19 protein-coding genes are annotated in these 23,049 nt (G+C 39.6%); 16 read left to right on the top strand and 3 right to left on the bottom strand.

All coding sequences use genetic code 11. The features are described 5' to 3' along the window. Nucleotides 1–12: 12 nt before the first annotated feature. Nucleotides 13–1,269: a voltage-gated chloride channel family protein gene (locus IGJ19_RS09730; protein WP_086334943.1), complete on the top strand. Its 1,257-nt coding sequence runs from the start codon at nt 13–15 to the stop codon at nt 1,267–1,269. Between the two features lie 51 nt (nt 1,270–1,320). Here the strand turns inward: IGJ19_RS09730 and IGJ19_RS09725 are convergent, their stop codons facing one another. Next, nucleotides 1,321–2,523: a YdcF family protein gene (locus IGJ19_RS09725; RefSeq protein ID WP_071867472.1), complete on the bottom strand. Its 1,203-nt coding sequence runs from the start codon at nt 2,521–2,523 to the stop codon at nt 1,321–1,323. Nucleotides 2,524–2,859: 336 nt separating this feature from the next. Then, nucleotides 2,860–4,167 (bottom strand): serine hydrolase, encoded by a 1,308-nt coding sequence (locus IGJ19_RS09720; RefSeq protein WP_430603843.1) that lies wholly within the window; start codon nt 4,165–4,167, stop codon nt 2,860–2,862. 476 nt (nt 4,168–4,643) lie between these two features. Here IGJ19_RS09720 and IGJ19_RS09715 point away from each other — a divergent pair, with 476 nt between their 5' ends. The 9 genes from IGJ19_RS09715 (at nt 4,644) to IGJ19_RS09675 (ending at nt 14,044) form a co-directional block, all read left to right on the top strand. Further along, entirely contained in the window at nt 4,644–5,750 is a 1,107-nt protein-coding gene (locus tag IGJ19_RS09715) for a hypothetical protein (protein ID WP_071867474.1), read from the top strand. A gap of 374 nt (nt 5,751–6,124) precedes the next feature. Beyond that, a complete protein-coding gene (locus tag IGJ19_RS09710) occupies nt 6,125–6,325 on the top strand; it encodes a cold-shock protein (RefSeq protein WP_005875554.1) in 201 nt (66 codons plus the stop codon). A gap of 279 nt (nt 6,326–6,604) precedes the next feature. After that, nucleotides 6,605–9,394, top strand: a complete 2,790-nt coding sequence (locus IGJ19_RS09705; RefSeq protein WP_430604565.1) for a helicase C-terminal domain-containing protein — start codon at nt 6,605–6,607, stop codon at nt 9,392–9,394. A gap of 68 nt (nt 9,395–9,462) precedes the next feature. Beyond that, nucleotides 9,463–9,966, top strand: a complete 504-nt coding sequence (locus IGJ19_RS09700) for a DUF5590 domain-containing protein (RefSeq protein ID WP_071867476.1) — start codon at nt 9,463–9,465, stop codon at nt 9,964–9,966. Nucleotides 9,967–9,992: 26 nt separating this feature from the next. Continuing rightward, the gene (locus IGJ19_RS09695) at nt 9,993–11,186 is read left to right on the top strand and encodes a pyridoxal phosphate-dependent aminotransferase (protein WP_430603840.1); all 1,194 of its coding nucleotides are present in this window, start codon (nt 9,993–9,995) and stop codon (nt 11,184–11,186) included. Between the two features lie 30 nt (nt 11,187–11,216). After that, nucleotides 11,217–12,515 (top strand): asparagine--tRNA ligase, encoded by a 1,299-nt coding sequence (gene asnS, locus IGJ19_RS09690; RefSeq protein ID WP_010734979.1) that lies wholly within the window; start codon nt 11,217–11,219, stop codon nt 12,513–12,515. 159 nt (nt 12,516–12,674) lie between these two features. Beyond that, a complete protein-coding gene (locus IGJ19_RS09685) occupies nt 12,675–13,310 on the top strand; it encodes an SGNH/GDSL hydrolase family protein (protein WP_115358021.1) in 636 nt (211 codons plus the stop codon). Further along, complete coding sequence (locus IGJ19_RS09680; RefSeq protein WP_430603838.1) at nt 13,307–13,651, top strand: hypothetical protein; 345 nt, start codon at nt 13,307–13,309, stop codon at nt 13,649–13,651. The genes IGJ19_RS09685 and IGJ19_RS09680 overlap by 4 nt, the downstream gene beginning before the upstream one ends. 33 nt (nt 13,652–13,684) lie before the next feature. Then, a complete protein-coding gene (locus IGJ19_RS09675; protein ID WP_071867480.1) occupies nt 13,685–14,044 on the top strand; it encodes a YccF domain-containing protein in 360 nt (119 codons plus the stop codon). A 71-nt stretch (nt 14,045–14,115) separates the two neighbouring features. On the opposite strand, the gene IGJ19_RS09670 is transcribed toward IGJ19_RS09675, so the two are convergent. Next, on the bottom strand, nt 14,116–15,408 hold the full coding sequence (locus IGJ19_RS09670; RefSeq protein ID WP_115358020.1) for a hypothetical protein: 1,293 nt from the start codon (nt 15,406–15,408) through the stop codon (nt 14,116–14,118). 238 nt (nt 15,409–15,646) lie between these two features. Between IGJ19_RS09670 and IGJ19_RS09665 the strand changes: the two genes are divergently transcribed. The 6 genes from IGJ19_RS09665 to IGJ19_RS09640 all read left to right on the top strand — a co-directional run bounded on the left by IGJ19_RS09665 (nt 15,647) and on the right by IGJ19_RS09640 (nt 23,049). Further along, entirely contained in the window at nt 15,647–17,728 is a 2,082-nt protein-coding gene (locus IGJ19_RS09665; RefSeq protein WP_430603835.1) for a heavy metal translocating P-type ATPase, read from the top strand. Nucleotides 17,729–18,026: 298 nt separating this feature from the next. Beyond that, nucleotides 18,027–19,490, top strand: coding sequence for an APC family permease (locus IGJ19_RS09660; protein ID WP_430603833.1), 1,464 nt, complete (start codon nt 18,027–18,029; stop codon nt 19,488–19,490). 102 nt (nt 19,491–19,592) lie between these two features. Continuing rightward, entirely contained in the window at nt 19,593–20,126 is a 534-nt protein-coding gene (locus tag IGJ19_RS09655; protein WP_430603831.1) for a topology modulation protein, read from the top strand. A gap of 75 nt (nt 20,127–20,201) precedes the next feature. Then, a complete protein-coding gene (locus IGJ19_RS09650) occupies nt 20,202–20,642 on the top strand; it encodes a CopY/TcrY family copper transport repressor (RefSeq protein WP_071867485.1) in 441 nt (146 codons plus the stop codon). Between the two features lie 13 nt (nt 20,643–20,655). Continuing rightward, nucleotides 20,656–20,865 carry a copper chaperone CopZ gene (copZ, locus tag IGJ19_RS09645; RefSeq protein ID WP_071867486.1) on the top strand — a complete coding sequence of 70 codons (210 nt, stop codon included), beginning with the start codon at nt 20,656–20,658 and terminating at the stop codon, nt 20,863–20,865. Next, nucleotides 20,866–23,049 carry a heavy metal translocating P-type ATPase gene (locus IGJ19_RS09640; protein WP_430603829.1) on the top strand — a complete coding sequence of 728 codons (2,184 nt, stop codon included), beginning with the start codon at nt 20,866–20,868 and terminating at the stop codon, nt 23,047–23,049. It abuts the gene before it with no gap.

The following is a 23,049-nucleotide window of genomic DNA, read 5'->3' as shown; positions in this document are numbered from 1 at the left end:
AGGAATAGAAAAATGGATCAACGTTTACTTAGTCCATTCAAAGTAGGAACATATATGTTGAAATGGTTAGTGATCACTGCTTGTTTAGGCGTACTAATGGGAGGACTTTCCGCTTTTTTTCTAAATAGCTTAACCGTGGTGACGGATTTACGAGAAGCACATACTTGGTTATTGTATCTATTACCCGTTAGTGGGGCATTATTTGCATTTCTTTATCAACGATACGGTGGAAATGCCAGTCGTGGGAATAATCTGGTCATTGATCAAGGGAATGGTGGGGAAGAAAAAATCCCGCTCCGATTGATTCCTTTAACGCTTTTCGGTACGATCACGACGCATCTCTTTGGCGGTTCTGTCGGCCGAGAAGGAACAGCAGTCCAAATGGGTGGCGCTTTAGCTGAAAATCTAGCAAGAGGATTAAAATTGAGTCCTATCGAACGAGAGGTGCTGATCATTAGTGGGATCAGTGCGGGATTTAGTTCAGTGTTTGGGACACCTTTAGCAGGCACATTGTTCGGACTTGAAGTACTAGCGATCGGAAAGATGCGAACAGAAGCGATCTTTCCCAGTTTTTTTGCTGCTTTATTTGCTAATTTTGTAACGGAAAGTATTGGTGTCACACATATCCATTATAAGATGGGGGAAATTCCAGGGTGGAGTCCTGCTCTATTTGGCAAATTGATGGTGGCGGGTATCGCATTTGGCGTGATTGGTTGGGTCTTTAGTCGTTCGATCGTCTTTTTGAAAAAGTGGTATCTGAAATGGTTCAAACATCCAATCACTAGAAATTTTATTGGTGGAGGAATTGTCGTAGTTGTTGCACTGATTTTACAAACACAACGCTACTTAGGACTTAGCTTGCCTTTATTGCAAGATGCGTTTGCCGGAAAAGCACATGCCTATGATTTTATCGGTAAGTTAGGATTTACTGTCCTTTCTTTAGGCGCTGGCTATCAAGGTGGGGAAGTGACCCCTTTGTTTGAGATTGGCGCAACTCTAGGGGCAACTTTAGCGCCCATCCTGCATGTTTCGATTCCTTTTCTAGCTGCATTAGGATTTATCGGTGTGTTTTCTGGAGCGACGAATACACCAATTGCTTGTTTTGTCATGGGGATCGAATTATTTGGAGGAGAAGCAGCTAGTTTCTTTTTTATGATTTGTTTGATCAGTTTCATGTGTTCAGGAAATAACGGAATCTACTCCGCACAAAAAGTAATGATCAAAAAAGGGATTTTATTTTTACCAATGAAAAAAGACCAGAGAGAATAGTTTACTGATTGAAAGAAAAAAAGAAGTTGCATGAAGCGCAACTTCTTTTTTTTAGGCGATAAGTGTGATCAAAGCTAGCAATCCAGTCAGTCCAAAGATAGTACCACACACGATCATATGCCGTTTTTTGTGCAACATCAAGATCGCGATATATTCTCTAAGAAAAGCATTCGGCAAATAATAAAAGGCTGTTTTTGCACCAATACCATTGGCTTTTAACTGTGCTTGCTTCGCAAAGAGTCCTGCACGGAAAATGTGGTAATTATTTGAACTGAAAATCGCACGATAAGCGCCACCGCCAGATTCACGATCCATCAATTCTTTAGAGAAACGCATATTTTCTAAAGTGGTTGTTGAATTTGTTTCAACTAAAATGTCTCGCTCCGGAATCCCTTTTTCCAAGGCATAGTTTTTCATGGCAATTGCTTCTGGTAACTTTTCGTCTGCACCTTGACCACCAGACATCAAAAGAATCGGTGGATTGAGCGTAGCATGACTTTGGGCCCAATAAAAGGCAATCGCTTTGTCGATCCGTTTAGCTAGCAGGGGAGAAACACGTTCCCCGTTGATCAGGCCTGCGCCTAATACAATAATATAATTCTGGTTATAACGTGGTCGGTTGAACTGATATAAGAAAGAGACAGTCATAAAATTATAGAAGACAATAAACAGATAAATCAAGATGACTGCTATACCAGAAAGAAGAACATTGATCCACGCTGGCAAGTAATTGATTAAAAATACTGTGGCAACTATATATAGTGTTAATGCAATCCCTAGTAGTAAAGTCAAAAGATTAGCCAGTGAACGTGATTCTCTTTTTAAGACGATGATGCCATTCCAAATGAGAAAGACGACCAAAATATATATACCAAATAGTAAAATCAATAGAGCAGGTACTGCAATCAAAGCAAAAATCCCACCAATAAAGATATTCTGCGTCTCAAAAAGCAAGAGTAATAAATAAGCGCCGAAACTAATCAAAAATAAATTGAAGATCAAACCATTCAGTAGTCGCCTTTTTTCGGTAAAGTAAAAAAAAGCAAAGATACTGAAAAAAGCGAGAGGGATCAAGAAATAAAAACTCGCATAAAAGATCTCTAATACAATGAAATACGTAAGCATCAATGCGAATGTCCAAGTACCACAATAAAAGAATAACGCTGGATCTTTTTGTTTCCTGCGCCAGGTGATGATCCCAACCATCCCAATGATATAGAGAATCGAAAAAATCAAATCTCTTGTTAAATTCATAATACCAACTCCTTTTTCTAATCGTGGAGTCATCACTGCGAATGAAAAAGGAAACAGCTGATTAACAGACTAGTGATGATTATTCAACACGAACTGATAGTGTTACTCGCCCCTCATAGACCAACCCTACAAGTAACAATCTACCATCTACAGTATAACGAAAAATTTGTAAAAATGCTGTTATAAAAAAAGAAAAAATAGAAAATACATTTATTTTCTGTAAGAAACAGAAAAATACCCAAACAGTAAAGGTTGATGGCGTCTCGTCGATTCGTGAAGAAGAGCCAGCTTTGACTGTTTGGGTAAGTAGTTGATCTAACTATTTGGAATTTTTATTTAGAATAGATTACTGAAAAAATTAGTGACATTGCGCCAGCCAATCACAAAGATGTTCGCTTTTTCCACCGAACTAGCAGTGATGATGTCTGTGCTTGGAGAGGCACCATCTTCTAAGTAACCCAATTGATCATCAGCTAAAGTGATGGTGGCTGTGCCAACCTTTGTGCCTCTAACGATCGGTGCTTCAAGTTCATTATCCTTTACCTTTGTTTCATTGATCTTAGGTGTGATCGTCAATTGACCCGTATCCATATCATTTCTGACCCAGACACTGACTGGGCTTTTTAATACGACATTGACAGAAGTTTCTTTTCCGTTTTTCACATCGATCGATTTGAGTGAAGGAATGCTTGCGTTTGCTTTACCGATTTCTTTGACTGACCAGTTATCATAGCAATAATCCATCAAGCGAGCCGTCTCGGTGAAGCGAACGCTTGGGTTTTGCTCATGACCTTCAGCATTCAATATGACTGTAATGATGCGTTTGCCGTCTCGTTCGATGGTACCGACAAAACAAGCACCAGCAAAATCAGTTGTTCCAGTTTTTAGTCCATCAACGCCTTCTTTGAAGTTGATAAAACCTGGAAGCATCCAATTCCAATTGACCATTTCCACCGGGGATTGTGTGTTTTCACCAAACATTTTTGTTGCAGTGCTCGTCACTTCTAGTACCTCAGGGAAATCGAGTAACAGGTGACGTGCGATGATTGCTACGTCTTTTGCGGACATTTGATTTTCATCTACCTCGCCAGTCCCTTCTGGACGATTTGCGCCAAGGTAAACATTGTTCAACCCAGAAACATTGACGATCGTTGCATTTTCAATGCCCCATTCTTTTAACTGGTCATTCATGACAGTCAGAAATGCTGTTTCACTACCAGAGATCTTTTCAGCTAAAGCGACCATTGATGCGTTGGCTGATTGGATAAAGGCAGAGTCAAAAAGTTCTTTTACAGTATAGGTATTCTCCTTATGTAAGGGAACATTCGATAAATTAGGTGCGATGCTTAATGTTTCAGCATAATCGGAGATTGCCACTTCATCATCCCAAGATAATTTTCCTTCTTTGACTTGGTCAAGTACGATGTACAACCCGATGATTTTTGAGATTGACGCGATCCCCATTGTTTTTTCTCCGTCTTGGTCGTATAAAATTTTTCCGCTTGTTGCATCCACAGCAAAGGCTGCTTGGGAATTCACAGAAAATGCTTCATCGGCCTGTACGGATAAAGTTGGCAAGAATGATCCTAACGTCAAAAGAAGCGTTGCCAACAGTAAAGCGAAATGTTTTTTCTTAGTGCCCATGTCCAATCTCCTTGTTTTCTAATTTGATTTGCTACAAATTAAAATTTTATCAGAGAGTGTGCGTAGTTTCAATCTTTCTGAAAAAAACTTTAGATAAACCAAACGAACACAAGAGGATAGTTAGCATTGATTCTTTTTGACTCGCACAGGTTGAGCCTCGGGTTCATTTAGACGAAAGGCAGTGAATACAAATAGAGCAGTCATACATAGTAAACTAAATATCATCAATAATTGCATAAAAACACCTCGATTTCTATTTTTCTTTATGTTATCAGTTAGGTATGAATAATTTCGCTGTGAAATGTAACGAATCATTGATGAAATTTTGAAGAATAGTTGAAGAAAACAAGCCATAGTTAGAGATGAGATTGAAAACGTTTTTTTGTCTAGGGGTCATTTTGTTTTATGGATAAAAATGGTTGTGGTAGACTTTAGTTAGTAGTATTGAAGAAATGATTTTTAGGAGGGGTACGTTTATGGCGAAAAAGGATAGAGAGTTACTGTCACAACTGACTTCAGAAGGTGCCAAAGGACCATTTATTACTATTATGCTAAACACTCACGTTGCACATCAAGATGTGGAAAAAGATCAGATCAAATTCAAGAACTTTGCAAAAGAAGCAAAAAAACGTTTTGAAAAGAAATATGCGGAGCATGATTGGTCGATTTTTCAAAAAAAGATCGATCAACTACTAGAAGATGCTTCATTTTGGCGCAGTGCCACTGCGAGTGTCGCGGTGATCTTGTCTCCTGAAAGTACCATTGTTCATCGTTTGAGCATTGCAGTAGATGATCAATATTATGTAAGTGATCTACCTTATTTATTAGCGATCATCAAAAATGGACATTTTAACTACTCGTATTATTTACTGGGATTGAATCGTGATTCAATGAAGCTTTACGAAGTAAGCAACAAACAAGTAAAAGAAGTTGATCTACCCGAAGGAGCACCAACAGATGTGGTGACAGCTTTAGGCTCTGAGTTGACAGGTGGAGGTATCAACTACTCGTCAAATGGTAGTGAAGGCTCAACATTCCATGGGGTGAACCCGAAAGACGAAGAAGTTGAAATTGACTGGATCAATTATTATCAAGCGGTCGATGAATTTCTTAAAGACAGCTTGGATAATCCTGAAAAATGGCCTGTGTACTTGTACGCTTTGCCTGAGAATCAAACAATGTTCAAAAAAGTGGCAAAAAACCCTTATTACCGTTCAGATGTAGCGATCTCAGCTTCACCTGCCCAATTATCTTTAAAAGATATCGAAGCAGGTGCGAAGAAACTTTCGGATGAACTGGCAGCGAAGGAAGCAAGTAGCTACAATCAATTGTTAGATAAAAAATTCTTGGATCAACTAGTGGACATCGTGCCAGCAGCGAAAGAAGGGAAGATTTCTCACTTATTTATCGCAACCTCTAATCTGGCTGACGGATTTGGTGAAGACCCAGAAACAGAATACGACCGTCGACAAGTGTTGAATCAACTGGCTGACGACGTGATCACTAATGGCGGACAAGTCTTTATCTTGGATCAAAAAGATGCGCCTGACGAAAAGAGTTTGACCGCGATATTACGTTATTAGTCTCTAGGAACAGTACCTAGAAACGATTGGTCATCCATTTAATAAGAAAGGAAAAGCCATGCAAATCATTTACTTGATTTCGTGGCTTTTTCTTATTTCTCAGGAGAAAGATGGGAAGATCAGCAAGTTGAAAAGTGAATTTTTTTTAAGTGTAAATTAAAAACGTTCGTTTTTTTTGGAGAAATAAGCAAAAGAATGAAAAAAAAATAAAAAAAGTCCAAAATTTACTAGCTAAACTGTAATTAATGTGCTACAATAACTATGTAGTTTTTGTTCGGTAATCTTGGTAGTTTGTTTCAAATAAACATCTTCCAGATATTCACCATTCAAGTAATTGCAAAATATGTGTTTGATACACAAGGAGGATTTTTATTATGGAAACAGGTACAGTGAAATGGTTTAACTCAGAAAAAGGTTTCGGTTTCATTACAGCAGAAAACGGCAACGATGTATTCGTTCATTTCTCAGCTATCCAAGGTGATGGATTCAAAACTTTAGAAGAAGGCCAAACAGTAAACTTCGATGTTGAAGAAGGTCAACGTGGCCCTCAAGCAACTAACGTTGTTAAAGCTTAATTAACCCACTACTAAATAAAAGCTCAGTCTGCTAGTTCCTAGCGGTCTGGGCTTTTTTGTGTTTTCTTTTCATATGCTCTGATTCTCTACACCTTAGACATCGCCTTGCATGGTTGGATGAGTGATAACGAGAGAAGGAGGCTGGAAGTGGACTTACTGTTTCTCTTAGTGGCAAAGATAACAACAGACGTATGCTTTAGGTTGATTTCCTAAGAATTTTCAAGTGATTTGTAGTATAATTTCAAAAGAAGACTAGAGGGAAGAGAAGAGGAAGATATGTTGAAACCGAAAACTTATGCAGTCGTTGATATTGAAACGACTGGGACAAATCCAAAAGAAGATCGCATTATCCAATTTGGATGTGTCATGATCGAAGATGGGCGGATCACCTCTCGTTATTCGATGGATATCAACCCTGGGCGAAAAATCTCAAAACAGATCCAGCATTTGACAGGGATCACCAATCAACGTGTCCATCGTTCACCCTATTTTGAAGATGTAGCACAAACGATTTACAACCTTCTAGCGGATACTATCTTCGTGGCGCATAATATTTATTTTGATTATCAGTTTTTGAATCATGAATTGACTCGCTGTGGCGTACCTAAATTAAAGATTCCGGGAATCGATACGGTCGAGTTGGCACAGATATTTTTGCCGACCGAACCGAGCTTTCGTTTAGCTGATTTGTCAGAAAGTCTGGGTTTTATCCACGATAACCCCCATCAGGCAGACAGTGATGCAGAAGTGACAGCACAGTTGCTCTTACTGATTGAAGAACGGATGTGTCAGTTACCTTTAGTGACGCTTGAACAGATCGTGAAACTGAGCAAGCATACAGGGATGGATACCAGATTATTCATCGAACAAATCACCAACGAACTGAGAAAGCAACCACCCCCTTTATCCGATGAACTGGAAATCATCGAGGGGATCGCCTTACAAAAAAAAGAAGTCGAACTGTTTTCAGAAGTTTACTATGGCCATAAAGATTATCCAAGAAAAAAACAAGCGAAAGAAAAAATATTTGGAAAAACGTTGATATATCGTAAAGAACAAAATCGTTTGATGAATGTTGTCTATGATCATTTTACCAAAGATGAATCGAAAAATTTGATGATCGAAGCAGCGACTGGTATGGGTAAGACGATTGGTTATCTATTGCCTCTTAGCTACTTAGCCACACCGGAGAAGCCGGCAGTTATCAGTACGGTATCGCTTGTTTTACAAGAGCAGATCATGGAAAAAGATATTCCTTTGTTAAACCAATTATTCGACCAACCGATCCAAGCGACGATTATCAAAAGCTACCGCCATTATCTCGATTTGCAACGGTTTAAAGCCACACTACTTGAGCCAAAAGAGCAAAAGCAGTATGCACTCTATCAAATGACGGTTCTTGTCTGGCTGACACAGACGAAAACAGGAGATTTAGATGAGTTGCATCTAACGAATTTGAATCATGCCTTTTTTACAGATGTTTCGCATCGCGGGCTTGACTTTTTAGCGAAAAAACAAGCGTTCTATGAACAAGATTTTATTCGATTCTTGCATCGACAAATCAAGCAAAGTAACTTCTTGATCGTCAACCATGCTTTTTTAGTCCAAGAAACACAAAGAAAGACACCGTTGTTGCCTGAAAGTCCTTATTTATTGATTGATGAAGCACATCATTTGCCTGAGATTGCTGAAAAAGTCAATGATCAACGATTCAGTTTGAGCTATTTTAACAAGGAAGTACAATTATTCGAAGAACCTGACCGTTTGTTCGATCGCTTCAAAGGCTATCTTCCAGCCAATCATGAAGGCCAGCGCTGGCTTGATATCTACAAAGAAGAGTTGTCTGCGCTTCGTGAGGCACAGCTTTGTTTAGCTGAAGGGCTACTTGAGATCGTACCTCAACAAAAAAGACAAACTTACCCGGAAGAAGTCATGATCATGAAAGAGGACTTGGATAAATTATCTTTTGAAGCAAGTACAGCCATTGACCATCTTCATCTTTTTTACCAAGAAATAAAGGAATTGCAGTACAGGATCCGTTCAGGGTTAGAGGTGCTTCAAGAAAGTTGGACGAAGCAAATGCGTGTCGATCTTGCAAGTTTGTATGCTTTATTTGATCGTTTAGATCAACAAGCAAGTTTTATGGAAGAATGGTTGGAGAATTGGCAAGAAAGTTTAGTCCATTGGTTCGTTCCGGGTGCCACCCCTCAGCAGACGATGTTCCATCTCCACGATTTCACTGCCGCACTGATCCCAAACACAGTTTGGTATCAGCGCTATGAACGGATTTTATATATAGGTGGGACATTAAAAGTAGGTCCAGATCGTCAATATTTAGCGAAACGATTAGGAATTGAAGGAACTCCGCTGAAAGTCATTGCCTCTCCTTATGATTACGAAAAACAAGCACGGATCTTCGTACCAAAAGAAGCACCAGAGATCAATCAATTAAGTGGTACAGCATATGTCGATTATCTAACGGATGTGTTATACCAGTTGATCAGACAAGAAAAAAGACCAATCCTGGTTTTGTTTACCTCTCATGATGTTTTACAAAAGGTATATCAACGAATGCATTTGACAATGCTTGAACAAGGAAGAGAGATTTTAGCTCAAGGAATCGGTGGCAGTCGTGAGAAACTATTGAAACGCTTTGTTCTTTCTGAAATGAGCGTACTATTCGGTGCAGATAGTTTTTGGGAAGGCGTCGACCTGCCAGGAGATGCGTTACAATTAGTCGTCATTACGCGACTGCCATTCGATCATCCACAACGTCCGATGGTCAAAGCGAGAAATGCGTATTTAGAATCAGAAGGCATCAATCCTTTTTATCAAGAATCCTTACCAAAGGCAGCATTGAAGGTCAGACAAGCTTTAGGTCGTTTGATCCGTTCGGAAACGGACAAAGGCGTCTTGCTGATTTTAGATCGACGATTGGTGACCGCAAAATATGGCGCGAGGATCATTCATGCTTTACCTAAAAAAATACCTGTCCAAGAGGCGCCTTTTGAACAAATTTGTGAGGATATCCATGATTTCTTAAACAAAAACGAAGAAATTAAGCCATGATCGAGGACTATTTTCACCTCGAAATCTGTTATAATGGACATCAATGAAAAAAGAAGGAGCGACAGTCCTTGAAGAATCAGACAAACAAAGAACATACGATCAATCGCGTGTTATTAGGCTTGATCATCGCTTTATTAGCAGTAATCGTGATCAGCACTATTTTTTATCTGCGTGCGACACGCCCAATGACGCAAGCGAAACAAGAGGCGACAAAGCTAGCTGAACAATATGCAAATCTCGAGGAAGTGGACCAATTCTATTGGTTTACTCGAGAAGCCACTTATTTTTCATTAACAGGCCAAAACGATAAAGGGCAAGATATTGCAGTGATCATTCCTAAATCAGGTGAGCGAGTAAAAGTTTTAGAACAAAAAGCAGGATTGACCGAAGAAGCTGCCCGCCAAGAAATCAGCCAGAAGCATCCCGATCAACAAGTGGAAAAAGCTTCCTTAGGGATGTACAAAGATGAACCAGTATGGGAAGTCATTGCCAAAACGCCAGATGACCAGTTGAATTATTATTTAATTTCTTTTGAAACGGGAGAGGAAGTCAAAGTCATCAGCGGGATATAGAAAAGACGGATGAAAGGGTAGATTGGATGAAACAGTCAAAAAGAGTGGAACGCTTAGAGCCTTCCGTAACACTAGCAACTGCAGCAAAAGCAAAGGCATTGAAAGCACAAGGGAAAGACATTATCAGTTTGACCGTAGGAGAGCCTGATTTTGCTACACCTGAAAATATCCAAGAAGCAGCGATCGCAGCCATCAAGAATGGAAAAGCAAGTTATTATACGCCGACAGCGGGTATTCCAGAATTAAGGCAGGCAATCGTTTCGTATCTGGAAACCTATTATGGATTGACTTACGATGCTTCTCAGACGATTGTGACAGACGGGGCGAAATTTGCCCTTTATGCCTTATTCCAAACGATCCTAGATCCAAAAGATGAAGTCATCATTCCAGTGCCTTATTGGGTGAGCTATGGGGAACAAGTCAAGTTAGCAGAAGGTGTCCCTGTTTTTGTCACGGGTCAAGAAGTCAATGATTTCAAAGTGACCCTCGAACAATTGGAACAAGCACGTTCTTCCAAGACAAAAGCAGTCATTATCAATTCTCCTTCCAATCCGACGGGGATGATCTATACAAAAGAAGAACTACAAGAGATCGGTGAATGGGCAGTAAAAAACGATATTTTAATAGTTGCTGATGATATTTATGGCCGATTAGTTTATAATGACAATGAGTTTACTCCAATTGCAACGATTTCAAAAGCAATACGTGAACAGACGATAATCATCAACGGTGTATCAAAAACCTATGCAATGACAGGCTGGCGTATCGGATACGCGGTCGGCAATCAAAAAATCATTGATGGGATGATTGCGATTGCGTCACAATCAACTAGTAACCCAACTGCAGTCAGTCAATATGCGGCTGTGGAAGCACTACAAGGGGAACAAGATACCGTTGAAGAGATGCGCAAAGCATTTGAAGAACGTCTAGACATCGTATTTCCGCTTGTTGCTGATTTGCCCGGGGTGTCGGTCAATAGACCACAAGGCGCATTTTACTTGTTTCCGAATGTGAAAGAAACGTTAGCGATATGTGGCTATGAACAAGTGACGCCGTGGGTCGAAGATCTACTAGAAGAAGCAGGGGTTGCTCTAGTTACAGGTGAAGGTTTCGGCGCACCGGAAAATGTTCGTTTGAGTTATGCGGCGAATCTAGCAACGTTAGAAGAAGGAATCCGACGAATCCAACGTTTTATTGAGAGTAAAAGTCAAAACGAATAGAAATTATTATAGGACAAAGGAGAATTTTACGTGGAACAAATTCAAATCATCGATTCAAAAAAACATGTAGGCGAAACAGTAACGATCGGTGCTTGGGTCGCTAATAAGCGTTCAAGTGGGAAAATCGCCTTTTTACAATTACGAGATGGGACAGCATTCTTCCAAGGAGTTGTCGTAAAAAGCGAAGTGCCTGAGGAAGTTTTCCAAATGGCAAAAAATCTTTCTCAAGAAACATCGATCCTTGTGACAGGTGAGATTCGTGAAGACAGCCGTTCTAAATTTGGCTATGAGATCGGGATCACGAACATTGAAGTAGTAAGTGAAAGCCATGATTATCCGATCACACCAAAGGAACATGGAACAGATTTCTTGATGGATCATCGCCATTTATGGTTACGTTCTTCTCGCCAACACGCAGTGATGCAGATTCGAAATGAAATCATCCGTGCAACCTACGAATTTTTCAACAACAACCAATTCGTTAAAATCGATCCACCGATCTTGACTGGTTCTGCGCCAGAAGGAACAACCGATCTATTTGAGACAAACTACTTTGACCAAAAAGCGTATCTGTCACAAAGTGGCCAATTGTATATGGAAGCTGCTGCAATGGCATTTGGTAAAGTATTTTCATTTGGACCAACTTTCCGTGCTGAAAAATCAAAAACACGTCGTCATTTGATCGAATTTTGGATGATCGAACCTGAAATGGCGTTCACGCATCAAGAAGAAAGCTTAGAAGTACAAGAACAATATGTTGCTTTCTTAGTTCAAAGTGTATTAGATAACTGCGAGTATGCTTTAGACGTCTTAGAACGTGATAAAGAAGTATTGAAAACTTATACTAAATTACCTTTCCCACGTATCACGTATGATGATGCTATTGAGTTATTGAAGAAAAATGGCTTTGACGATATCGAGTGGGGCGATGATTTCGGTTCACCACACGAAACGTTCATTGCGAACTCATTTGAACAACCAGTCTTTATCTTGAACTATCCAAAAGCGATCAAACCATTCTATATGAAACCACATCCAACAAGAGAAGATGTCGTGATTTGTGCAGATATGATCGCACCTGAAGGATATGGAGAGATCATCGGCGGAAGTGAACGTGCGACTGACTATGATTTCTTACTTGAACAAATCAAGAATCATGGCTTAGACGAAAAAGAATACTCATGGTACCTAGATCTACGTAAATACGGATCTGTTCCACATTCTGGTTTCGGCTTAGGCTTAGAACGTACAGTGACTTGGATCTCAGGGATCGATCATGTACGTGAAGCAATTCCATTCCCACGTTTGTTAAATCGTATTTACCCATAAGAAATAAGACGCGTTCCACGAAAATCGTTCATCGGATTTTCGTGGAACGCATTTTTTTAAGAAGTAGTTATAAAATCACTAATGTTCCATTTCCTTCTTTCCTTGGCTAGACGTGTATGGGATAATAACGTAAAAGTAGCATGGAAAGTAGGGGATGAGATGGAACAACGACTTTTATTCATTGGAGATAGTATCACAGATGCGGGTAGAGAAACTGACGATCTCGGTCATGGCTATGCACTGTTAACAGCAGCAAAATTGGCTGCGAGTGATCCAGAAAACACGTGGACATTCGTCAATCGCGGAATCGGCGGAAATAAGTTGGCAGACCTCAAGAAGCGCTGGCAAACAGACTGCATCGATTTGAAACCTGATATCGTCTCAATTTTGATCGGCATCAATGATACATGGCACAATGTAGGCGAGCCTGAAGCATTTGCGACAAAAGAATCCTTTACTCGTTTTGAAGCAGATTATCGGTATTTACTTGATCGTTTAGTGGAAAGTGGCATCAAAAAAATCGTCTTGATGGAACCATTTGTTTTGCCAGAGCCTGACGATCGGAGAAGTTGGCGTAGTGATCTTGATCCAAAGATCCACTTGATTCGTCAACTAGCAAAAGAATATCAAGCAGTTTTTGTCCCGTTAGATGGAACGTTGAATTCTTTAGGCATCTCATATGGCTATGAGAAATACACAGGGGATGATGGTGTCCATCCGACACTACTGGGTCATGAAACGATTGCCAATATTTGGATAGAAACGGTCAAAAAAAGAAAAGAGTGGTTTGAATGATCATTCGGCCAGCAACCGAAGCAGATCTACCGATGATCAATACGTTGATCAGGCAACAAGAAAATCGATTCTTGGAGGAACTAACGTTGCCAGATATAAACGATCCATTGAATATATCGTTTATAGCAGCACAAGATGACGCAGAAAAACCAATGATTTTCGCTTTTGGACAAGCGAGACAAATCGAAACGACTGACGCAGATCAGCAAACTGGTGAACTGATTCAAACGATTTTTGTGGCAGTCGATCATGAAAGAACCGTAGCCGCTCAGTTTATGGAGCTGTGGTTATTAGAAGCAAAAAAACGTAAAATCAAGAGAGTCGATTTCAATAGTTTTTAACGTAAGGCTCTCGTTAGAATGGAGAAAGAAACAATGAGTTGTATTGGAAATATTATTTGGTTTATTTTTGGTGGTTTACTCGGTGGACTTAGTTGGGCGATAGCAGGTGTGTTATGGTGTATCACAATTGTTGGTATTCCGGTCGGGCTACAATGCTTTAAACTAGCTTCTTTATCGTTTGCACCCTTTGGAAAAGAAGTCATTTATACAAACAATGGCGTATCTTTGATCGTCAATATCATTTGGTTGATCGTGTCAGGTCTACCGATTGCTCTAGGGCATGTCATCAGTGGGATTTTACTTTGTATCACGATCATTGGTATTCCTTTTGCAAAGCAGTCCTTCAAGTTAGCCCGCCTAGCGCTGATGCCGTTTGGGGCAGAAATCGTTTAAATAGTCACTAAATATAAAAGTAACTCTCTTGCACAGTTGTTAGTCTGTCGAAAGAGTTACTTTTTTTACACTTAGCGAGTGATATCTGTATGTTTTTTAGGTATTTGCTTACTCAAAAAATTCGATTTGTTGGTTGCGTCTACTATGCGATGATTAAAATTCGCTTGTGTAAGGGACGGATGTGTTGGAGAAGTTGGACTTAGCACGTCTGTGGAGTTACTTTTAGAGGTCTGTCTATCAGAAAAAATCCTTTCTCTGAATGTTTTGGCTGTTGCCCCAAATCGCTGGCTCTTAACTTTTACTTTTCGTCGATAGGCCTCTTTTGATGATTGATCCGTTCCATCAATGATTGCGCTGATGTGAGCATCCAATGGTTTCAATCGTCTGGAATCATCATAAAAAACATGATAATAATAAGGTGCGACCTCGACGGATTGATTTTTAACAAATGTTTTAGGTGTTCTAGGATCTTGGTAGACTTTCTTTACGAAATCATTCGAAATTTCAACAAAGTCATCTCTTGAGATAGTTTCTTTTAGACCAGTGATGTTTTTTCGCTGTTCATAATGTTTCCATAGCTGGGAAAATTTTTCATTATGCTTTGTGTTTTCACCTAGAAAAGTCTGATAGAAACGTTTGCGAAATGCTATTGATGTACAAAATTTTGGTTTTACTTTGCCTTCAGCAAAGGGGGGCGTGAATGTAGCCTCTTGGCAATGATGAAGGACACTTCGAAAGGCAGTAAGTGGTTCTAAGATGGGGCAAACAGGAATTAGCGCATATCCTCTCATGTCAAAATCAAGATTCTTTGGTGGCGTTTCTGAGAGTTGGTTGATTGCATCAATGATATTGACTTTAGATTCGCTATGATGTTCGAGTTTTGTAGCAAAAAGTATTTTACTTAACGTTTCCAAATGATCTGCTGGGATAGTTGATAACTGATTACCCATGTTGGTATTTGCCGCAAATTTATCTATTTTAGCGACAAGATAGTCATGTTCTTGCTTATAGATGATCAAAGTATAAATATGATTATGATGATAAGAAGGACTTACAATGTATGAAGGAATAATCATAAAACTCGCTGGATCATTTTTTTTCAGATTTTCGATTTCCTGTTGCAATTCTGCCGGTTTTTTCATTTCGTAGTATGTAATCGTACTTTTTAAAGACTGGATCACTTTAGTTTTTTGCGTTTCATTGATCAAGGCATGATCAACATCATTTTCGATCATTTTGATAAATCTTGAAAATAAAAATTGGTAATTCTTTTTCCCGTCTGCACCTACAACTTCAAACGCTGCTGCATTTCCTAATCTTAGAGCAAGTGCCAATTGATGGTATTGTCCGTCAAAATCAAGCATATTTCTTCTCCTTATCTTTTGATCTTTCAAAGATATTCTCCTTTATTTTCTATTGTAAAAAGTTTATCATTCGTCACTTTTACATAAGAAACTTCTTTTACACCTTAAAGAAATAATGATTCTCCCGAACGATACTTAAATCATGATCCGTTGTTACTATGATTTGACATATGAATACTCATTCATGTATAATAACTTATGAAGAGATAGTCATATGTTTAGTAAGGAGGGACTTAAAATGAAAAGTTATCAATTAGAAGGTTTAGATTGCGCAAATTGTGCGATGAAAATCGAAAAAAAAGTACAAGCAATACCTGGCGTAAAAGAAGCATCGGTCAATTTTGCGACTGGAAAAATGATGATCGATGCAGATAAAGCTGTCATTGAAACGATTGAAAAGCAAGCAACAGAAGAAATCCATCAATTAGAACCAGATGTCAAAATAATCGAAGTGAAAAAGCAGACAAGTAAAAATCATGAACCAGAAAAAGAAAATAAAACAGCATTGTTACGTATCGCCATAGCGTCACTTAGCTTGCTTTTATTGTTTTTATGGAAGCCTGCTGAGCCAATTCGTTTCATTACTTTTTTGGCCATTTTTGTTCTCATTGGCTTTGATGTTATCAAGCAAGCGTTCGTCAATATTCGTAAAGGACAAGTGTTTGATGAAAACTTTTTGATGTCGATTGCAACGATCGGTGCGATGATGATCGGTGAATATCCAGAAGCAGTTGCTGTCATGTTGTTTTATCAAATCGGTGAGTATTTCCAACATTTTGCGGTCGATCAGTCTCGTCGGTCAATTCGTGAGTTGATGGCGATCCGACCGGAAGTTGCTCATGTGATCACTGAAACCGGCTTGGTAAATAAGCAACCAGAAGAAGTGCGGATCGGTGAGTCGGTCATGGTCAAACCAGGTGAAAGAATTCCTTTGGACGGAACGATTTTGAAGGGACAATCCCTCGTAGATACATCTGCATTAACAGGAGAATCATTGCCTAAAGAAGTGATGAGTGGTGAAAATGTATTAAGTGGTTTTATCAATAAGACCCATCCTTTAACCATCGAAGTAAAAAAGAACTATGAAAATTCGACCATCAGCAAATTATTAGAACTAGTGGAGACAGCAAGCAGTAAAAAGGCACCAGCTGAAAAATTCATCACTAAGTTTGCTCGTTACTATACGCCGATCGTTGTTGCTTTAGCTGTTCTTTTAGCAACTGTCCCACCCTTACTTTTTGAAGGAGATTTTTCTGAATGGATTTATCGAGCATTGACATTTCTAGTGATCTCTTGTCCATGTGCATTGGTCATTTCTGTTCCACTTAGCTTTTTCGGAGGAATCGGTGGGGCTAGTAAACGAGGGATACTTGTCAAAGGTGGAAATTATCTAGAACTTTTAGCTCGTACAGAAACAGTGGTATTTGACAAAACAGGTACCCTGACTAAGGGTGATTTTGCCGTACAAAAAGTTGTTTCTACCATTGACGAGAAAGCGTTTATGAAATATGTGGCGAGTCTAGAAAATCTATCGACACATCCAATCGCCAAGGCGGTCATGGATACCTACAGTGGCCCGTTATATGAAATTGAAGAACCTGTAGAAATCGCTGGTGAAGGAATCAACGCACAGGTCAAGGGACAAGAGGTACTTGTCGGAAATCAAAAATTATTGGCTCGCTATGGAGTCGAGCAACCAGAGAATCATGAAATAGGAACAATGATCTATTTAGCGATCGACAGTCAGCTCATGGGCTATTTAGTTATCGCGGATACGATCAAAGCAGATGCAACATTTGCTATCGAGACATTGAAAAAAGTCGGCGTCAAAAAGACAGTGATGTTGACAGGTGATGCTAAAACGATTGCGGAACAAGTCGCAAAAGAGGTAAGGGTCGATGCAGTCTATAGTGAACTGCTTCCAGAAGATAAGGTAGAAAAATTAGAAGCTTTGATGAGCGAAACGACTCAGAAAACTGCCTTTGTCGGAGACGGGATCAATGATGCACCGGTATTAGCTCGAGCAGATGTGGGAATCGCCATGGGTGGTTTAGGCAGTGATGCAGCTATTGAAGCAGCCGATGTCGTCATCATGAACGATGAGCCATCAAAACTTGCGGAGGCGATTCAAATTTCAAGAAAAACGTTGAAAATCGTCAAGCAAAATATTGCATTTGCTATTGGAGTAAAAGTGATTGTATTGATTCTCGGAGCTATTGGCTTTGCTTCTATGGGGAATGCAGTCTTTGCCGATGTCGGTGTGACCCTGATAGCAGTTTTAAACGCCATGCGTGGGCTATCTGTCAAAAAAGTCAAATAAACAGTCAAAAAAGCACCGTTAAACCACAGAAATCATTTATTTGAGGACTGTGGTTTTTCTGTGATTAAAATAACTGGAAGATTTTAATTGTTCTGAAAATTCCAAAATAGTTAGAAAATAATTCATGTTTGTGAGCCTTTAGATTAGGTGTTAGAGGATAAAATGAAAAATAAATGTAAAAACAATGTGTTTTACCTAAAATAATCCACAAATAAAATAACGAAGTGTTGTAAACATTATGAAAATTGAATATGATAGTCAATGAATAATTATTAAATATTTATAAAGGAGAAATCAGATGAACGAAAAACAACTGCGCTGGTTTACAGTAGCGTTGATTGCATTCAACATGGTCTGGGGTATGGGGAATGTCGTCAATAACTACGCGCAACAAGGAATCTCAGTAATCACTTCATGGTTATTGATCCTAGCTATTTATTTTATCCCCTATGCACTGATCGTCGGTCAATTAGGATCAGCATTCAAAGATAGTAAAGGGGGCGTTAGTTCTTGGGTAGAAAATACTACTTCGAATAAACGCTTAGCTTATTATGCTGCCTGGACATACTGGGGCGTTCACATTCCATACTTAGCACAAAAACCACAAGCGATTTTGATTGCAGCTGGCTGGGCAGTTCAAGGAAATGGCGATATCGTCAATACGATGTCTGTCCAAATGGTCGCAGTGATCTCATTGATCATTTTCTTAGCTTTCTTGTATCTATCAACAAAAGGCTTATCAACGTTAAAAGTTATCGGTGGTTTAGCAGGTACAGCGATGTTCGTCATGTCATTATTATTCATTTTACTTGCTGTTACTGCGCCATTCATCAATCCAACGATGGAATTTGCGACAGCAAATATGAACCAAGTCAAAACGTATATTCCTAAGTTTGACTTTAGTTACTTTACGACTGTTTCAATGTTAGTCTTTGCTGTAGGAGGCGCTGAGAAAATCTCTCCTTATGTTAATTCTACACGTAACCCGGCAAAAGAATTTCCAAAAGGGATGATCTTTTTGGCAGCGATGGTCGGTATCTGTGCTGTTTTAGGTTCTGTAGCAATGGGTATGTTATTTGCAAGTGACAATATTCCTAAAGATTTAATGGCAAACGGTGCGTACAGTGCCTTCCAAATCTTAGGTAACTATTATGGTATTGGCAATGCATTGATGATCATCTATGCATTGACGAATATGGTTGGTCAAATTTCTGCCTTGGCATTTTCTATTGATGCGCCATTGAAGATCTTGTTAGCCGATGCAGATCCAGAATTTGTGCCAAGTTGGTTACGTAAACGTAACCGTAAAGGAACGTTGGTCAATGGTTACATGTTAACTGGTATCTTAGTCGGTATCATCATCCTATTACCGATTATTGGTATCAAAGATATGAATGAATTAGTTAAATGGTTGACGAACTTAAATTCAGTCGTTATGCCAATGCGTTACTTATGGGTATTCCTAGCCTACATGATGTTGAACAAAGCATACAAAAAATTCACGTCGGAATATAAGTTCGTGAAAAATCCTAAAGTTGGATTCATCTTTGGTGCTTGGTGTTTTGCTTTCACTGCGTTTGCATGTATTTTGGGAATGGTACCAAAAGTGGAATACGCTGCTGATCCAAAAGCTTGGTGGTTCCAATTGATCTCAAATATCGTCACACCGATCATTTTGATTTTACTAGGTATGATCTTACCAGCGATCGCACGTCGTGATAATAAGAAAAATCCATTGAAAGAACCAGTTTCTCAACTTTAAAATAAGATTTGACCGAATCAGTCCAACGATTGGTTCGGTCTTTTTTTACGTTATTAAGAATAAGAGGTAAAATAAAAAGATGACCATTCGAAGGAGGACAAAATGAAAATAATGATTATTGGACAGTCGGGTGCAGGTAAGTCCACACTTGCAAGAAGCTTACAAGCAACGACAGGAAGCCCTCTTTTAGCTCTCGATCGATTGTGGCTAGCAACGGACTATGGAAAAGCAGCCAAGCAATGGTTGTTAAAAGAACAGGAAAAATTTATGGCGGAGAACAAGGATTGGATCATCGAAGGAAATTATCTATCGATTGCAAAAGATCGAATTGAACAAGCTGACTTGATCCTAATGCTTCGCTTGCCGAGATACCGAGCGATGTATCGTGTGATCAAGCGTTCGCTCAAACGAAAAGTAGATAAAAGTACCCGTCCAGATGTTCCAGAAGAATTTATAGAAAAATTCGACAAAGAATATTTGGACTTTTTACTTTTTGTTTGGCGTTTCAAGAACGAGAGGGAACCCTTAGCGATCAAAAAAATCTATGAACAAGGAGCAGAAGAGAAATTAGTCATTTTGAATGGTCCACGACAGCAAAAAAAATTTCTAGAGCAATGGCGAAGTAAAAGTAGTTGACACGTTTCGTTTACAAGTGTAATCTGTATTTAGAAATTAAGTTTACGTTTGTAAACGAAAAGGAGAGTGATACATATGGAAGAAGTGAAAAAGCCAATCAAAATCAGTGATTCAGAGTGGGAGATCATGCGTGTCATCTGGACATTAGGAGACACCACAGCTCAGGAAATCACACAGATCCTTTCTGAATCAATGGGCTGGAAAGCAGCAACAGTCAAAACGTTATTAGGACGACTTGTCAAAAAAGAAGCGATTTGGACAGAACAAGAAGGGAAAAAATTTATTTATCATCCAGCGGTGTCTGAAACAGATACTGTGCAAAGTGCCGCAGAGAATTTATTCTCACATATTTGCGCGAAGAAAATCGGCGAGACGATTGCAGATCTTGTCTCAGAAGCAACTTTAACACAATCAGATATTGACCAAATCATGGCAGAACTAAAGAAAAAAGAGCCAGTAACAAATATCCAGTGCAATTGCATTCCAGGACAATGTCATTGCCATCAAAACAACTAGGAGGAAACCAGCGATGAAAACAAAAGTAACGATCAAAGGAATGAGCTGTAAACATTGCGTTGCAAGAGTGGAAGAAACGGTCAATGCGCTACCGGGTGTAAAAAAAATCAATGTCAACTTAAAAAAAGAGATCGGAACTGTGTCATTAGATGAAACAGTGATCCAACCATCAACCGTATGTCAAGCAATCAATGATTTAGGCTATCAAGCAGAGGTGATTTAAATGGAGCATCCAGCTAAAAAAGACACACTGGTGATTACTGGAATGACTTGTGCCAATTGTGCTGCACGAATCGAAAAAGAGTTGAATGAACAGCCCGGTGTATTATCTGCGACTGTTAATCTGGCAACAGAAAAAGCGACGATCAATTATCAGGAAGTATCGATCGAAGAACTGATCCAAAGTGTTGAAACCATTGGTTATGGTGCGATTTTATATGATGAGGCCCATAAGCAAAAAATTGCAGAAGAAAAGCAAACTTATTTAACAAAAATGAAGCGAGATGTCATCATAGGTGCTCTCTTGACGATTCCTATGATGATCGCGATGATTGCAATGATGTTAGGTTTTCATGGAACGCTTGTCCATTTTTTCCATGATCCATGGGTCCAACTGATTTTAGCAATTCCTGTCCAGTTTTATATTGGTTGGCGCTTTTATGAAGGAGCGTATCATGCCATCAAAACAAACGCACCCAATATGGATGTGTTAGTGGCAATCGGTACGACCGCTGCATTTGCGCTTAGTGTATACAATGGTTTTTTCAGTACACATTCATCGGACTTATATTTTGAAAGTAGCAATATGATCATCACGCTGATTTTGTTAGGAAAATATTTGGAACACACAGCCAAAAGTAAAACCGGCGATGCCATCAAGCAGTTGATGTCTCTTCAGAAAAAAACAGCACAGGTCATAAAAAATGGCGAAGAAAAGACCATACCAATCGAGGAAGTAGCGATTGGGGATATTTTACTCGTCCGACCGGGAGAACAAATCCCAACAGATGGGAAAGTCATCAAAGGGGATAGTGCGATCGATGAAGGAATGCTGACTGGAGAAAGTGTGCCAGTTGAGAAAAAAACGGGGGATCTACTCTTCGGTGGCACCATCAATTCCACAGGGATTCTTGAAATGACGGTGACCCAAGTAGGAAAAGGAACCGTCCTCTCACAAATCATCCAAATGGTGGAAGATGCCCAAGGAAGCAAAGCCCCGATCCAAAAAATTGCTGATAAGATTTCTGGCATTTTTGTACCTATCGTGTTAGTCATTGCCTTCGTTACCTTAATAGCCACAGGACTAATCAGTGGCAACTGGGAACTGGCAGTGATCCATAGTGTTTCAGTGTTAGTCATCGCTTGTCCTTGTGCGTTAGGACTAGCGACGCCAACTGCTATCATGGTTGGTACAGGCTTAGGCGCACGAAAGGGTATTTTGATCAAAGGCGGCGAGGCATTAGAAGCTGCGACACATCTAGACACGATTCTTTTAGATAAAACTGGTACGATCACACAAGGGAAACCAGTGGTCACAGACGTTATCGGTGACGAAGAAGTGTTAACGATCGCCACCACATTAGAGCAAGGTTCAGAGCATCCTTTAGGCAAAGCCATTGTGACTTATGGAAAAGAACAGTCGATCAAGACTTTGCCTGTGCTTCAAGCAAAAGCACATCCGGGTGCTGGGATCAGTGGAGAAATCAACGGAACATCTTATTTTATTGGTACGAGAAAACGACTAGTCGAGATGAACGTTTCATTTGAAGCGTATCAAGAACAAGCGTTACAATTAGAAGGACAAGGAAAAACCGTGATGTTTCTTGCAGATGATAGACAAGTATTGGGTATGATCGCTGTGGCTGACCAGATCAAAGAACATGCGCGATCAGCAATCCAACGATTACAAGCCCAAGGATTGGCAGTTTATATGGTCACAGGGGACAATCAATCGGTTGCAACGACGATTGGAAAAGAAGTGGGTATCTCGCCAGAACACATCTTTGCTGAAGTATTACCTGATGAAAAAGCAGGCTATGTCGAAAAATTGCAAAAAGAAGGAAAACAAGTGGGAATGGTCGGCGATGGTATCAATGATGCTCCCGCCTTGGCTTTAGCAAATGTCGGCATCGCGATGGGTAGTGGCACTGATATTGCCATGGAAACAGCAGATGTAACGTTGATGAATAGTCAACTCTCGTCGATTGGACAAACGATCGAGCTTTCAAGTGTGACCTTGAAAAAAATCAAACAAAACTTATTTTGGGCATTTATTTATAACACGATTGGCATTCCGTTTGCTGCGTTTGGCTTACTGAATCCAATCATTGCCGGAGGAGCGATGGCCTTTAGCTCAATCAGTGTGTTACTCAATTCATTAAGTCTAAACCAAAAAATGAAGAAATAA

This window comes from Enterococcus sp. DIV1368b (genome assembly GCF_050529595.1).
In the GTDB taxonomy this organism is placed as follows: Bacteria; Bacillota; Bacilli; order Lactobacillales; family Enterococcaceae; genus Enterococcus_B; species Enterococcus_B mundtii.
Note: the sequence above shows the minus strand (reverse complement) of the source record. Positions and strands in the feature narration are given on the sequence as shown.

Bases quoted from the DNA above. Each gene is read 5' to 3' on its own strand.
- IGJ19_RS09730 (WP_086334943.1), top strand. From the start codon at position 13: ATGGATCAACGTTTACTTAGTCCATTCAAAGTAGGAACATATATGTTG.
- IGJ19_RS09725 (WP_071867472.1), bottom strand. From the start codon at position 2,523: ATGAATTTAACAAGAGATTTGATTTTTTCGATTCTCTATATCATTGGG.
- IGJ19_RS09720 (WP_430603843.1), bottom strand. From the start codon at position 4,167: ATGGGCACTAAGAAAAAACATTTCGCTTTACTGTTGGCAACGCTTCTT.
- IGJ19_RS09715 (WP_071867474.1), top strand. From the start codon at position 4,644: ATGGCGAAAAAGGATAGAGAGTTACTGTCACAACTGACTTCAGAAGGT.
- IGJ19_RS09710 (WP_005875554.1), top strand. From the start codon at position 6,125: ATGGAAACAGGTACAGTGAAATGGTTTAACTCAGAAAAAGGTTTCGGT.
- IGJ19_RS09695 (WP_430603840.1), top strand. From the start codon at position 9,993: ATGAAACAGTCAAAAAGAGTGGAACGCTTAGAGCCTTCCGTAACACTA.
- IGJ19_RS09685 (WP_115358021.1), top strand. From the start codon at position 12,675: ATGGAACAACGACTTTTATTCATTGGAGATAGTATCACAGATGCGGGT.
- IGJ19_RS09680 (WP_430603838.1), top strand. From the start codon at position 13,307: ATGATCATTCGGCCAGCAACCGAAGCAGATCTACCGATGATCAATACG.
- IGJ19_RS09675 (WP_071867480.1), top strand. From the start codon at position 13,685: ATGAGTTGTATTGGAAATATTATTTGGTTTATTTTTGGTGGTTTACTC.
- IGJ19_RS09670 (WP_115358020.1), bottom strand. From the start codon at position 15,408: ATGCTTGATTTTGACGGACAATACCATCAATTGGCACTTGCTCTAAGA.
- IGJ19_RS09665 (WP_430603835.1), top strand. From the start codon at position 15,647: ATGAAAAGTTATCAATTAGAAGGTTTAGATTGCGCAAATTGTGCGATG.
- IGJ19_RS09660 (WP_430603833.1), top strand. From the start codon at position 18,027: ATGAACGAAAAACAACTGCGCTGGTTTACAGTAGCGTTGATTGCATTC.
- IGJ19_RS09655 (WP_430603831.1), top strand. From the start codon at position 19,593: ATGAAAATAATGATTATTGGACAGTCGGGTGCAGGTAAGTCCACACTT.
- IGJ19_RS09650 (WP_071867485.1), top strand. From the start codon at position 20,202: ATGGAAGAAGTGAAAAAGCCAATCAAAATCAGTGATTCAGAGTGGGAG.
- copZ (WP_071867486.1), top strand. From the start codon at position 20,656: ATGAAAACAAAAGTAACGATCAAAGGAATGAGCTGTAAACATTGCGTT.
- IGJ19_RS09640 (WP_430603829.1), top strand. From the start codon at position 20,866: ATGGAGCATCCAGCTAAAAAAGACACACTGGTGATTACTGGAATGACT.